Raw genomic sequence first — 14,619 nt, 5'->3', positions numbered from 1 at the left:
CACCAATAGTGGTCTATGGAGAAGGAGGAACAAGATGAGAGCGCTGAAAAATTTAAAGCCATCAGTAAATGACGCGAGTGAGAACCATACAATCAACATTGGTTTATTGGGACTAGGTACGGTGGGGACAGGGGTTTACCGAATCATCCAACAACATCAGGAGGATTTGTATCATCAAACTAACTGTACGATAAAAGTTGAAAAAGCATTGGTTCAATCCATAGATAAACAACGTGCAATCGATATTGATGCAGCCGCTTTAACAACGAATTCAGAAGATATCGTTATGAATGAAGATATCGATATCGTCGTTGAAGTGATGGGAGGCGTTGAGGAAGCGCGCCAGCTTATTGCACAAGCCTTAGAGCAAGGTAAACACGTGGTAACGGCGAACAAGGATCTCGTTGCTTTACATGGTGCCGAGTTACTCACGCTAGCGAGTGACAACGATTGTGATTTGTTCTATGAAGCGAGTGTGGCTGGTGGTATACCGATTTTGAGAGCGCTTGTTGAAGGTTTATCATCAGATCGCATTACGAAAATGATGGGGATACTGAATGGTACCACAAACTATATGCTGACACGAATGTCTCAGGAAGGGCTAGATTATAAGACTTGTTTAACCCAAGCACAGGAACTTGGTTATGCGGAAGCAGATCCTACCGCTGACGTGGAAGGACTAGATGCTGCCCGTAAAATTGCCATACTAGGGACCTTGGGTTTTCATACGGATGTCTCACTAAGTGAAGTCAAAGTCAAAGGCATCTCCAGTGTCACTAAAGAGGATATTGATTATAGTCAGTCTTTCGGTTATGAAATGAAGTTACTCGGGATGGCTGAAAGAGATGGCGATGAGATTGAATTATCTGTACAACCGACACTCGTCCATCACACCCATCCATTGGCATCGGTGAATGGTGTATTTAACGCGGTGTATGTGCATGGAGAGGCAGTTGGAGAAACGATGTTCTATGGACCTGGTGCAGGTGAATTACCTACAGCGACGGCTGTGGTTTCGGATCTTATCACGGTGGTCAAGAATCTGAGACTTGGGGTGAACGGACGCGGTATGGTTGCCCCTTATAAGGAAAAGAAATTAAAACCTAATAGCCGCGTATATCGGCCATACTTTATACGTTTAGTGGTCAAAGATCAACCTGGAGTGCTGGCTTATATTACCCAGACTTTCGCCAATTTTGATATGAGTATCTCACAGATATACCAGAAACCACTTGGGAATGAAAGAGCAGAAGTGGTGATGATTACTCATAAAGTCTCTCTCGCTTCAATCGAAGCATGGATGGAAGACGTTGAAACGTCCACAGAAATTGAAAATATCGCTAGTTGTTACGCAGTGGAAGGAGGGAAACAAGCATGAGTCAAGGTTTACTACACAAATACGCTTCCCTACTTCCTGTGACGGATCAGACCCCCCGCCTCACATTAGGGGAAGGCGCCACACCGCTCGTTTATGCCGAGAAGCTATCTGACAGAATCCAAGCACACGTTTATCTCAAACTAGAAGGCTTGAATCCGACAGGCTCTTTTAAAGATCGAGGCATGGTGATGGCCGTAGCTAAAGCCAAGGAGGAGGGCGCAAGTGCTGTTATTTGTGCTTCCACGGGGAACACGTCAGCCTCTGCAGCCGCTTATGCCTCTAAAGCAGGATTATCCTGTTTCGTTGTCATTCCTCATGGCTATGTGGCATTGGGAAAATTAGCCCAAGCGATGGTATACGGTGCCGACATTATCCCTATTAAAGGGAACTTTGACCAGGCTTTACAGGTCGTTCGGCAGTTAAGTGAAAAGCATCCTATCTCATTGGTTAATTCCGTTAACCCTTACCGATTGGAGGGACAAAAGACGGCCGCCTTTGAAATAAGAGAGCAGTTAGGGAGAGATGTGGATATCGTTGCTCTTCCTGTGGGGAATGCCGGAAACATATCAGCTTACTGGAAAGGCTTTAAAGAAGCACACCAAGTTCAAATGATATCAAAGACACCACATATGTGGGGATTCGAAGCGGAGGGAGCCGCTGCGATCGTCAAAAATAAAGTGATTGAAAATCCAGATACCTTTGCTACTGCGATCCGTATTGGAAACCCTGCAAGTTGGGATCTAGCCGTTCAGGCACGGGAGGAATCGCAAGGTGACATTGATGATGTGACTGACGAACAAATCAGGGAGGCTTACGAACTCCTTTCAGCTGAAGAAGGTATCTTTTGTGAACCAGCTTCAGCTTCTTCAGTTGCAGGGTTGTTGAAAAAGGCGAATAAAGGACAGGTACCTGAGGGCGCGACCATCGTTTCTGTATTAACCGGAAACGGGCTAAAAGATCCTACCACAGCTATGGACAGTATCAATCAGGAGTTAGAGCCTATTTCTGGAGATGAAGAAGAATTAACCAAGCTCATATTCAAGCATCAAGAGGTGTAACAACATGAATGAACATAGGTCAATAACAGTAAGAGTGCCAGCAAGTACGGCGAACTTAGGTTCAGGTTTTGATAGTATAGGCGTCGCCTTTCAACTGTATACGACGGTCACGGCACAGGCGTCTGATCACGTGTCCTTCGAATGGAAAACGGACGCACTGCAGCAAGCGAATATCAGTGCAACGGATAATCTTATTTGGAAAGCCATGACTGACGTATACGAGTATGTAGGGCGCCCCCTGCCTTCCTTGCATATCACGGTTACGTCAGATATCCCGCTCACTCGCGGTTTGGGAAGCAGTGCTTCAGCCTATGTGGCAGGCTTAAAATTAGCAAATGAATGGTTAGACGGTCCACTCACAAACCAAGAGTTGCTACATCTAGCTGCCAGAGAAGAAGGACACCCTGACAACGTAGGAGCTAGTTTATTCGGGGGCGTTTTTCTGGGTACCATCGATCCAGCGACAGGGTCTGTATGTTATCAAACACTCCATTTTCCAGAAAATTGGAAATGGATTGCGGCCATTCCCTCCTATCCATTATCAACGAAGGAAGCGCGGGGCATATTACCGTCGGCTTACGACAAACACGATGTCATTTATAATGTCAGCCGATTTGGATTGCTCATCTCCGCGATCCTTAGAGCCGATGAGCGAGCGATGCAGGAGGGGTTACAGGATCGTCTTCACCAGCCTTATCGAACGGATCTCATATCAGGTTTGGCTCCGTTAATGAGCGAAGAGAAACAAAATGGATTATTAGGTTATATGATTAGCGGTGCTGGCCCCACTGTGTTGGCACTCGTCTCCCAATCATCTATAATCACTGATGTGAAAGAAAGAATGGAATATCATCTTAAAACACAGGATGATGGCCTCAGAGTGACCGAGCTGGACATTGATCGACAAGGGGCGATCGCGACATCAGAAACTTTATCTCAATTAGCTAAAAAGTGACTTGTTTAAACGATCATTTAGCGTGTATGATAGATAAAACTTATCTCAGAACAACACATGAGATGATCTTTTCAATACAAAAAATCATTTCTGTGAGATAGGAGATATAGAAACTAGAGATGTATAGGAGAGAAGAGCATTGTCATACTCAATTGCCTTTTTAGGGCCGCACGGTACATTCACGGAAGAAGCATTACACAGTCTGCTTGCTTATGAACAGACTAATAAGGGAGAAACTTCTATTATTGCAGCCCCGTCTATCCCAGATACTTTAGAATATAGCCTGCAGGATAAGTGTGATTACGCCTTTGTCCCCATAGAAAATTCGATCGAAGGTTCTGTTAATATGACCTTAGACTGGTTTACTTTGCACCCTGAATTAACCATTCAAGCAGAACTGCACTTGCCGATTCAACAGGTGGTGATGTGCCATCCCGCTTTACAGGACTGTTCACCAAACGATATAAACACCATATATTCACACCCTCACGCAGTCGCTCAATGCCAGCAGTTTCTGAAGGATCGTTATCCTCAAGCGAAGTGGGAATATATGAAGAGCACCGCAGAAGCTGCAGAGTGGGTCAGTCGTCACTCCGATCAACGAGCGGTCGCTGTCGGTAATAGATGGGCAGCTTCAATGAACGACTTGAAGATTTTACATGAGGATATACAGGACTACGGTAACAACTATACGCGTTTTGTGCTAGCCGGAAAAGAAAAGTGGGTCACGGCAGAAGAGCATCAAGCGTCTTATAAGAGTTCCTTGCTCATCACTCTACCCGAAGATTACCCTGGCGCATTATATCAAGTACTGGCTGCTTTTTCTTGGAGAAAACTAAACTTAACAAGGATAGAATCAAGGCCAACCAAAAAAGGTTTAGGATCATACTACTTTTTCCTTGATGTTGATCATGCCATGGATGAAGTTTTACTACCCGGTGCCTTAGCAGAGATTGACGCACTAGGTTGTGATGTTCACTTTCTAGGAAGTTATCCTTCTTTTATTAAAAAAATATGAGCAAATGACCTCCCTAGGCATAAGATATAGGGACTTATGTTTTAAGGGGAGGTAATCACAAAGTGAAAATTCACACAGTACAAAAAGGTGATACCCTATGGAAGCTTGCAGAGCAGTATGGTGTTGATTTTGACGAGTTGAAAGCGGCAAACCCGCAATTAACAAATCCAGATATGATTATGCCCGGAATGAAAATTAAAATTCCGAGTTCCGCTGTGCAAGCGAAAACCAAAAAGGAATTGCCAAAGAAAGAGTTACCGAAAAAAGATCTACCGAAAAAGGAGTTACCCAAGGCTCAGCTGCCGAAAAAAGACATCCCTAAAGAATTACCAAAAAAAGACATCCCTAAAGAATTACCAAAAAAAGAAGTGCCAAAAGAATTACCAAAGAAAGAAACACCCAAGAAGGATAAATTTGATCTACCTAAGCCTGACCTTGGAAAATTAGATGATATTCAACAAATGGTAAAAGACTTAGTAAGTCAGCAATTACCAAGTATTGTAGATGCTATTATGGATCAAAAGAAACCGGATATCGTGAATCAGGTCATTGTAGAAATGGATCAACATCAAAAACAAGTGTCTCACCAACACCATCACAAACCATTACCGGTTCAAAAAGTGCAACCTGCAAAGCCCAAAGCAATGCCTAAGCCTTATAAACCACAAAAACCTAATGTGTCTCACCACCCATGCCCACCCTATCCACCAAGCCCACACGGGATGGGTCCGCACGGGATGGGGCAGCCTTATGGCCCAGGCCCGCAATATGGACAGTATCCCGGTATGATGTACGGAACGCCACAACCGGGGCAAGTTCAGGGCGTTCAGTCACCGATGGGAATGCCACAGATGTCTCCGTATGGTAGTGATGGGTATGGCGCAGGAGCACCTTCACCCTATGGAGGTCCAGAATACGGTGCACCAGGATACCCATCTCCTTACGGTGGCATGTCCACCCATGGGAAAACGAGTCCATATGGTCACAAAAAGAAAAAGGACTGCGGCTGTGCAAGAGAAGATTATTATGAACCTGTAGATCAAGGAGATGAATTTACAGATCAGTAAAATTGAATGAACCAGATGACTAACAGTGGTAAATATTGGCCCATATCTTCTTATCCGAGCAAGCGCGACAAGTGAAAAAAGTCCCTTGCATGTGATAAGAACATGGGCTAATTTTTAGGTAGAAGGGGGCTATGGCTTGAGTGTCTTAGCTTTAGAAACCAAGTTACTCGAGTTGTTAGAGCAGGCATATCATCTGACCACGATGAACATTAAAGCCGTCAAGCTCGGTCGCGTATATGAAATTAGAGCACTTGGTTCAGAGCAGACGTATATAGTCAAATTCTTTCCTTCCGAAGAGAATCTACTGTGGCAGGCCAAGTGCCTAGAGCATTTCTTACAAAGAGGAATGACAGGTATCGTGCCCTTTATTCCAAACGAGAATGAGGCGTACTGCACACCTTTTAATCAGCAATTTATCGCTGTTGCTCCCAAAGTTGAAGGGCGTCCGGTTAATCCTGCTCAGATGGATGAAGTTATGGATGGTATCGAGCTCCTCGCCGATTTTCACAAGCAAGCGAAAGTCACACCAGTGTCTCCAATAGCCCCCAAAATGTCTTCCTTAGAAAACCAATGGGTTCATCGGGTGACACAAGCCAATAAATTTCTTGAAAGTAATGAAGGAAGGGACGGATTTGTGAAGGATCTCATCCCTTATGTTGAGGAAGCACTCGCATGGGGAACATGGGTCCTTCAGTGCGTACCTAGTCACAACCTGCGAGGGGTAGAAGCAGAAGCATCGAGAAAAGGTCAAGTGGCCCATTTAGACGTACTCACACCTAATTTGCTTGTACAGCGTCACCGTCATTATTATTTAATCGATTATGATCGGATGGCTAATGCCACAGAATTATTAGACATTGCTCAATATATGACAAGTATTTTGGACCATTATGGATGGTGTAAAGACATAGCTGATGCGTTTGTTTCCAGATATATGTCCATCAACCCACTGTCGGTAAATCAATTGATTATTTTACAGTTAATGTTATGTTTTCCTCATGACATCTTCCGAGAGTGGAAAGGACTATGGAATACCCATGTGACTTTTCATCCTCAACAGTTAGTGGAGCAATCTCAACAGCTATACCAGAACTGGGAAAAAAGACGGTTGTTTGTACACCAGTACCAAACACAGTATCTACAGCATCGCTTTTTTCTTAAAAGATAATATTACCTAGTGAAGGAACATCTTAACTCGACTAAAAGCCCTCCAAAAACATCAACATAAGGATGAAGGGGGGCTTTTATTAAATGAAAAAAACAGCATTAGGACTAACACTTGCACTCGTCATGGGTGCAACGGTGGCATGTACACCTGGAGATCAAGGAGCAGCTGATGATCAGAGATTACGTTCTGCTGGACAGTATCAAGAGAGAACGCATCAGAATGACAATCGTTCCATTGGGACCAATGACATACGTGACCGTCAAGGTTTGATGGGGCGAGATCAAAATTACACCGACCCACGATACAGAGGCTTAGCTGGCCGGATCGGTGACGAAGACAGAGGAACCGATAACAGAAGAAATATGGGCAATGGTGTCCGCGGTGGTGCTTTCCTCGGCGGTGGAAAAGGCACACGTATGCAGGATGCAAGCAGGTTAAATCGTGGCAACATGCGTTTCGGAAATGAAAATACTGAAATGGCGCGTGACTTAGAGCAGAGAATTCTATCCGTACCTGGTGTAGAAGATGCTCGTGTCATGGTTGATGGTGATGACGTAGTCTGTGGTGTAGAGACTAACGGTAACAGAGACGAAGTGATGAAACGTGTTGAACAAGAAGTGCAACAAGACACGAGAGGGCAGCAGGTTCACATTACCGACGATGCTGACATTTTTGGACGCCTCGGTAATATGGGTAACCAAAACCAGAACCAGAACCAAAATGGTCCAATTGAAGACACAGGCAGAGAAATGCAAAGGTTATTAAGAGATATTGGACGATCTGTTGGTGAAGGCAATCAATAACACATGTCACCACGAATCATTCGTTTATTAACGAGCCAGTATTTATCATGAGTGTCTTGAGAAATATTCATGCAAAAAGCGGGCAGATCCTTGCCTGCTTTTTTGTATGGATTTAGGCCCCCTACCGAGATCCCCAAACAATGTGCTACACTGTGTATGTGATTGATTACACATTGGGAGGTGGAATGACGTGGCAGGTCATTCTAAATGGAAGAATATACAGCACCGTAAAGGACGGCAAGATGCCAGAAGAGCAAAGGTATTCACAAAGATCTCAAAGGAAATATTTGCTTCAGTTCGTAGCGGGGGAGACGATACCACAACGAATACACGATTAAGGTTAGCCTTACAAAAAGCAAAAGAGGCCAACATGCCTAATGACAATATAGACAGAACCATAAAAAAAGCACTCGGCGACGTAGATGGGGTTCAATACGAAGAAATACTATATGAGGGTTATGGACCAGGTGGGGTTGCTGTCATGGTTGAAGCATTAACAGATAACCGCAATCGGTCTGCAGCAGATATCCGTCACATATTTAACAAAAATAGTGGGAATTTGGGCGAAACAGGGTGTGTGTCATACTTATTTGAGCGCAAAGGGGTCCTTAGCTTTACGAAGTCGGACAGCCCGTTAAGTGAAGAAGAGGTGATGTTAGAAGCCTTAGAAGCAGGAGCAGAGGATATCACAGATGACGAATCATCGTTTGAAATATATACCACACCTCAAGCTTATGAGGAGGTTAAAGAAGGATTAGAAGCCCAAGGGGTTTCCTTTGACTCGAGTGAAATCACGATGGTTCCTGCCACATACGTCGCACTACATGGCGAAGATGCGGAGCAAATGCTTAAATTGATTGATGCACTAGAAGATAACGATGATGTTCAAAACGTTTATTCCAATGTAGAGATGGATAATGAAACGGTGGAGCGCTTGAGCCACAACTAAAAATTGTCTTTGCATAACCCCCTTGCTGCTGGAAATACTAAAACAAAAATTCCAGTATAAAAGGGGTTTTTGAGATGTCTCGTTTACTGAGAAGACTCAGAAAAATGTTAAGAAGAGCCAAAAGTTTAGTGGCCATCGGTAGCATTATGTTTTTTCTTATCAATGGTTTTCACCTTACTTCCATTAGTACAACACCGAGCCTTGCTGTTAAGGAAAATATAGACATACAACAACAAGCTGCAGCGTCAACCCAACAGTTTACCATCACCCTACAGACTCATTATGTCTGTGGGGTGGAAACGGAGAAGCTACAATTCCACCATCAGCGAGAGATGGAGGACTGGTTGACGGAACACGGTTATAGATGGAAAGTATTAGAGCGTAATGGCGGGCACTATGTACTAGGTCGAGAAGTAAGTGATGATCTTTCAGAGCGCTGTAAAGAGACAGGTTACTTCGGAATAGACCAGGACGGTGTGCTCACGATTTTTGAAGGGCCACCGTCAGACAACAAAGTGATTCAAACCTTTTTCAGAATTGATACCAAAAAGTTAGAGTCCCTTTTACCACAAGAAGAAGTAGAAACGCTGATTCAAGGCATTAGAATTGAGAGTATGGAAGAATACTTAGGTGTCCTATCCACCTATAGTCCATTTGCAGAACAGTGATCGTAGCTTTAGTTAAATGAAGAATGGTCTTAAATAAGTCTTCACATGTCAATAACGATGTTAATAGACTACAGTTCATGCTGTGGTCTTTTTTTCGTTGCAATCACTTGCTTTTCACTCTTCTGTCTCTGTGGTAAAATGTGTGAAGATATAGGAAATATATGTTCGTGAAATGGGAGAGAAAAGCATGCTAATATTAGGAATCGACCCTGGTATTGCGATCGTAGGTTTTGGCGTGGTTGAGAAGCAGGGACATCAGCTTCGTCCTGTACAGTATGGCAGTATCGTTACTGAAGCAGGATTGAGAACGGAAACGAGGTTAAAGCAGATTTATGAGGCAATGACTCATCTGATTGATAAATATAAACCCGATGTTATGGGCATCGAAAAGCTTTATTTTAACCGTAACGTCACGACAGCCTTTACCGTTGGGCAAGCGCGTGGCGTCATGCTCTTAGCTGCTGAAGAAGCGGAAGTTCCCATTACGGAATACACACCGTTACAAGTCAAGCAGGCCGTTGTGGGCTATGGACAAGCGGAAAAGAAGCAAGTCCAGGAAATGGTTCGTATGTTATTAAATCTAAAAGAAAGACCTAAACCGGATGATGTGGCAGACGCATTGGCTGTAGCCATCTGTGAAGCCCATTCCGGGCATATGCATCAACTAGTGGAGAAGAGGCGGTTGTAATGATTGATTATATTAGAGGAACGTTAGCTCATTTAGATTTGGATTACGTGGTGCTTGAGACGCATGGCGTCGGGTATCATATACACTGTGGAAACCCGTACGTATACCAAGGCAAAGAAGGACAAGAGTTAATCCTATATACATATCAGTACGTCAGAGAGGATCAGTTAAGCTTGTTTGGTTTTGCCACTCGGGAAGAACGAGCGTTATTCACGCGGCTGCTTCAGGTGTCAGGTGTCGGGCCAAAAGGAGCCTTAGCGATTGTGGCTTCAGGTCAAGTTTGGCGTGTAATCGAAGCTATTAAAAATGATCATGTGAATATCTTGACAAAGTTTCCCGGCGTAGGTAAAAAAACAGCGCAACGGATTATTCTAGATCTGAAAGATAAACTGGATGATCTCTTACCCCACTTTGTTTCAGAACAAGAGGTTAGTCCCACACTGTTGGAGGATGAGGCTCCTGTGACCGTTACTAGCGATTATTCAGACGTTCAGCGTGAAGCGCTAGAAGCCTTAAAGGCGTTGGGCTACTCGGACAAGGAAGTGAAGCAAGTCTCTTCTCAACTTCAAAAGCAAGGTGATGAAGACTGGACAACGGATCAGTATATTAAGAAAGGACTACAACTTCTCATGAAGTGATTCGTATAAAGAGATAAAGAGAAAGGGGAATGAGAATGGAAGACCGTATCATTACCTCAGAATTAACGGAGGCTGATACTGAGGTTGAACTTAGCTTACGTCCCCGTTATTTGGCTGAATACATAGGACAACAGAAAGTCAAAGACAACCTTAAAGTATTTATAGAAGCGGCTAAGTTAAGGGAGGAGGCCCTGGATCACGTTTTACTATATGGCCCTCCAGGACTGGGGAAAACCACACTCTCCAATATCATTGCAAATGAGTTAGGAGTTAATCTACGGACGACGTCAGGTCCGGCTATTGAGCGTGCGGGTGACCTAGCCGCCATACTTACCAATTTACAGGAAGGTGACGTCTTATTTATTGATGAGATCCACCGACTCAATCGGAGTGTAGAAGAAGTTTTATACCCTGCTATGGAGGATTATTGTTTGGACATCATGATCGGCAAGGGGCCGAGTGCACGATCCGTACGCTTAGACTTACCGCAATTCACATTGGTAGGCGCAACGACACGGGCTGGAAGACTGTCGGCACCTTTGCGTGATCGCTTTGGTGTTGTGTGTAGACTCGAATATTATAATAAGGACGACTTGGGTTATATTATCTCTCGTGCAGCTGATATTCTACAAGTAGATATCAAGGAGGACGCAGCGAACGAAATTGCTTTACGTTCTAGAGGAACACCAAGAATTGCTAACCGTCTCCTAAAACGAGTACGTGATTTTGCTCAAGTGGCAGGTGAAGGCGTGATTACGAGAGAGATTGCCGAAGAAGCGCTTGAAAAGCTGCAAGTAGATCGTCAGGGACTCGACCATATCGACCATAAGCTGCTACAGGCTATTATTGATCATTTTAGAGGTGGCCCAGTGGGCGTTGATACGATATCCGCTATGATTGGGGAAGAATCAGATACGGTTGAGGATGTATACGAACCATACCTGATGCAAATTGGATTCATACAACGGACGAACCGGGGGCGGATGGCCACACCACTCGCCTATCAGCATTTTGGACTTGATTACCCAGAATAAGCAGGAGGGGAAAGGTATGTTGAAATGGGGTTTGAAAGCCGTCTTAATATTTGTCTTTGTATTAAGTACTTGGTTAGGGGGAGCGTCTTTTGATCATGTGCAGGCTGTAACGAACGAAATACGAGTTGCGCTATTCGTAGATACAGGAAGTGGCTATCGTGAAACGGTCCAATCAGTGACTTTAAGTAGCGATGAGGCACTCACTTATCAAAATGGGAATGGGCGTTTTGATAATATTGGTCACGTGTCTGAAAGTCGTTTTCGTTTGGATGATTTTTATTTACTGGTGGCTGAAACAACCGATGCGTCTCAAGCACGTCAGGTCAACAATGCCTTAAGTCAAAGTGGTTACAACGCTGACCTCGTTCAAATACAAATGCAGGGAACGGATTATTATCGAGTGGTATTAGGCTCTGCTACGGATCATGCAGCCATCAGTCAGTTGCAGAGACAAGTGTCTCAGCAGATGTCTTATAACCCGCAGGTCGCCGGCCCATATCGGGTACAGGCGGGGCAATTCACCTCCTTGAAATCTGCTCAACAAAGGTTACAACGAATGCAACAAGGTGATAGTGACATTCCAGCTTACTTAGCTCAAGTGAACGCTGGTGATCAAATCAGTTATGAGGTATGGATGGGAGATGCTGCGAACGAACAAGAAAGACAAGCCTTGCAGAGCACGTTACAACAAAGCTATTCTGATATGACATTTCAACCGGCAAAGGCTACCGACTATATATTGCATTACGGGCGTGTCATAACGGATAGCGCAAATGTCCCTTACATATCTGTGGATACACGAAGTACTTTAGAAGTTTTGTCGTCCGAAACATCAAGTGTTCCACTGATAACAGTGGAAGAGAAAGATCAGCGTCAGTATAGGGGCAAAATGGAACTAACGCAACATAATGGTCATTTTACAGTGGTTAATGTTTTACCTTTGGAATCTTATTTATATAGTGTCGTTGGTACAGAAATGTCCACAGGTTGGCCGATAGAAGCGTTAAAAGCTCAAGCTGTGATGTCTCGAAACTATGCTTATAATCAGATACAAGAAAATAAATATGGGGTGGCCCATTTATCCGATTCCGTCTTTGAACAAGCTTACCATGGATATGGACGGGAGGCACAGGACGTACGACAGGCTGTCGATCAAACCAGTGGCCAATTTCTTACGTTCGGTGGTCATATCTTTGCTACTTTTTATCATTCCAACGCTGGTGGCATGACAGCAAACGGGTCAGAAGTGTGGCGACAGGACCTTGAACACCATAATCGTGTTGAAAGTGATGATGCTTATCCAGAAACAGTACAAGTACGCTGGTATCGTATACAAGATGGCCAGGGGCAAATAGGCTATGTATCCAGTGAATACATTGATAAAGGGACACAAGGACCATCGGACACAGATTTAACATTTACATTCGGGACCGTTAATACATCGTCGTTAAACTTCCGTGCAGGTCCGTCAACTCGTCACAATCGGATCGGTACCCTTTCCCAAGGGGCACGTGTACTGATACTCGATGAAGTGAGACAAGATAATGCTTACTCTTGGATAGCGGGACCATACACTGGAGAACAATTACAGCGTTGGATAAACGAGAGAGACATTCAGTCATCATCTGTGCGTAGCCCTGTTTATCAACTAGAGGTGACTGAAAGAGGACCGTCAGGACGGGTGTTATCTATGGAGGCCAATGGACAAGCCATTCAGACTTCAACACCAGATGCCCATCGTTCTGTCTTTAAAGATGGTACAGGAAACCTTCGCTCCACCAAATTCGAAGTGGAGGCGATGGGAGAATTCACAGTTTTAGGGGCGGATGGTCAGCAAGTGGATTATCCAAGAGATTCTACCCAAAGTACAACACTATACGCCTTACAGGGCGAGCCTGATAAGACGGTAGAAGTGAATGTCAATCAAACGCAATTCGTTGCTGTCAATCAGGAATTAGACACACGTATACTCTCTAAAAAGCCTTTATTCAGATTGCATGGTCATGGATTTGGCCATGGGTTAGGTGCCTCCCAATGGGGCATGTATCGTATGGCAAACAATGGGTATGATTATGAGCAGATGTTGAAACACTATTTTCATAACAATGTAAAATTAGAAACAAAGTATTAAAATAAGATTATCGTTTAGAATTGGGGATTGAAAGATGAAAGTAGACGCATTTGATTTTGATTTACCGGAAGAACTTATCGCACAAACGCCTTTAGAAGATCGTACGCAATCAAAGCTGTTACACCTGCATCGTGATAGTGGCAATATAAAACATCTCGTGTTTAGAAATATTGTTGATCTGTTACAGGCCGGTGACACCCTCGTGTTAAATAACACGAGGGTTCTTCCTGCTAGGTTAATCGGCACAAAGGAAGAGACAGGCGCGAACATAGAAGTGCTTTTATTAAAACGAGCAGAAGGACATGTTTGGGAAGGGTTAGTTAAACCGGCTAAACGAGTCAAAATAGGGACTGTGGTTTCCTTCGGCGATGGTGCATTAAAAGCAGTGTGTGTAGAGGAACTTGAAGAAGGGGGCAGGAAGCTGCGCTTTGAGTTTGAGGGCGTTTTTGAAGAACATCTTGAACGTTTAGGACAAATGCCTTTGCCTCCCTATATTCGTGAACAACTAGACGACCCTGAGAGGTATCAGACTGTTTATGCCTCTGAACAAGGGTCTGCTGCAGCCCCGACAGCGGGTTTACATTTTACAGATGAACTCCTCCAAACATTAGAGGATAAAGGCGTGCGTCTGACCTATCTCACGTTACATGTGGGGTTAGGTACTTTTCGCCCCGTAGCGGTAGAAGACGTGGAGAATCACAAAATGCATGCAGAGTATTACCAACTTGAGCAAGAAGCGGCGGACGAACTGAACCAGGCAAAGGCAGAGGGGAGAAGAATTATTGCTGTCGGTACCACTTCAGCTCGTACCCTTGAAACGGTGATTCGCCAAGGCAACGGCCATTTTATTAAGACGAGTGGTTGGACTGATATCTTTATCTATCCAGGTTTTGAATTTCAGGCTATCACAGGCTTATTAACGAATTTTCATTTGCCTAAGTCGACTTTGCTTATGTTGGTCAGTGCTTTAGCCAGCCGTGACTACATTATGAAGGCGTATAGAGAAGCCATTGAACAGCGCTACCGATTTTTTAGCTTTGGAGATGCAATGTTAATTTTATAGA

Annotated in this window: 14 protein-coding genes; all 14 read left to right on the top strand. The window is 44.1% G+C overall.

The genetic code is table 11. The features are described 5' to 3' along the window. The first annotated feature begins 34 nt into the window (after positions 1-34). On the top strand, positions 35-1,378 hold the full coding sequence (locus tag JKM87_RS09955) for a homoserine dehydrogenase (protein WP_202080205.1): 1,344 nt from the start codon (positions 35-37) through the stop codon (positions 1,376-1,378). Beyond that, the gene (thrC, locus tag JKM87_RS09950; protein ID WP_202080204.1) at positions 1,375-2,436 is read left to right on the top strand and encodes a threonine synthase; all 1,062 of its coding nucleotides are present in this window, start codon (positions 1,375-1,377) and stop codon (positions 2,434-2,436) included. Before JKM87_RS09955 ends, thrC begins: the two co-directional genes overlap by 4 nt. A gap of 4 nt (positions 2,437-2,440) precedes the next feature. Next, entirely contained in the window at positions 2,441-3,391 is a 951-nt protein-coding gene (thrB, locus tag JKM87_RS09945) for a homoserine kinase (protein WP_202080203.1), read from the top strand. Positions 3,392-3,530: 139 nt separating this feature from the next. Next, positions 3,531-4,409 (top strand): prephenate dehydratase, encoded by an 879-nt coding sequence (gene pheA / locus JKM87_RS09940; protein WP_202080202.1) that lies wholly within the window; start codon positions 3,531-3,533, stop codon positions 4,407-4,409. Between the two features lie 62 nt (positions 4,410-4,471). Further along, positions 4,472-5,476, top strand: a complete 1,005-nt coding sequence (safA, locus tag JKM87_RS09935) for a SafA/ExsA family spore coat assembly protein (protein ID WP_202080201.1) — start codon at positions 4,472-4,474, stop codon at positions 5,474-5,476. A gap of 136 nt (positions 5,477-5,612) precedes the next feature. Continuing rightward, positions 5,613-6,644, top strand: coding sequence for a protein kinase family protein (locus JKM87_RS09930; RefSeq protein ID WP_202080200.1), 1,032 nt, complete (start codon positions 5,613-5,615; stop codon positions 6,642-6,644). An 83-nt stretch (positions 6,645-6,727) separates the two neighbouring features. Then, positions 6,728-7,447, top strand: a complete 720-nt coding sequence (locus JKM87_RS09925) for a YhcN/YlaJ family sporulation lipoprotein (protein WP_202080199.1) — start codon at positions 6,728-6,730, stop codon at positions 7,445-7,447. A gap of 190 nt (positions 7,448-7,637) precedes the next feature. Next, a complete protein-coding gene (locus JKM87_RS09920) occupies positions 7,638-8,396 on the top strand; it encodes a YebC/PmpR family DNA-binding transcriptional regulator (protein WP_202080198.1) in 759 nt (252 codons plus the stop codon). Between the two features lie 74 nt (positions 8,397-8,470). Continuing rightward, on the top strand, positions 8,471-9,064 hold the full coding sequence (locus JKM87_RS09915) for a BofC C-terminal domain-containing protein (RefSeq protein WP_202080197.1): 594 nt from the start codon (positions 8,471-8,473) through the stop codon (positions 9,062-9,064). A 187-nt stretch (positions 9,065-9,251) separates the two neighbouring features. Next, positions 9,252-9,752: a crossover junction endodeoxyribonuclease RuvC gene (ruvC, locus tag JKM87_RS09910; RefSeq protein WP_202080196.1), complete on the top strand. Its 501-nt coding sequence runs from the start codon at positions 9,252-9,254 to the stop codon at positions 9,750-9,752. Then, entirely contained in the window at positions 9,752-10,390 is a 639-nt protein-coding gene (gene ruvA, locus JKM87_RS09905; protein ID WP_202080195.1) for a Holliday junction branch migration protein RuvA, read from the top strand. Before ruvC ends, ruvA begins: the two co-directional genes overlap by 1 nt. Positions 10,391-10,425: 35 nt before the next feature. Continuing rightward, positions 10,426-11,424, top strand: a complete 999-nt coding sequence (ruvB, locus tag JKM87_RS09900; RefSeq protein ID WP_202080194.1) for a Holliday junction branch migration DNA helicase RuvB — start codon at positions 10,426-10,428, stop codon at positions 11,422-11,424. Between the two features lie 16 nt (positions 11,425-11,440). After that, positions 11,441-13,555: a SpoIID/LytB domain-containing protein gene (locus JKM87_RS09895; protein ID WP_202080193.1), complete on the top strand. Its 2,115-nt coding sequence runs from the start codon at positions 11,441-11,443 to the stop codon at positions 13,553-13,555. A gap of 34 nt (positions 13,556-13,589) precedes the next feature. After that, entirely contained in the window at positions 13,590-14,618 is a 1,029-nt protein-coding gene (queA, locus tag JKM87_RS09890) for a tRNA preQ1(34) S-adenosylmethionine ribosyltransferase-isomerase QueA (protein ID WP_202080192.1), read from the top strand. The last annotated feature ends 1 nt before the right edge of the window (position 14,619 follow it).

It is taken from the genome of Caldalkalibacillus salinus, assembly GCF_016745835.1.
Lineage (GTDB): Bacteria > Bacillota > Bacilli > Caldalkalibacillales > JCM-10596 > Caldalkalibacillus_A > Caldalkalibacillus_A salinus.
This window is presented reverse-complemented; position numbering and strand designations above follow the sequence as displayed.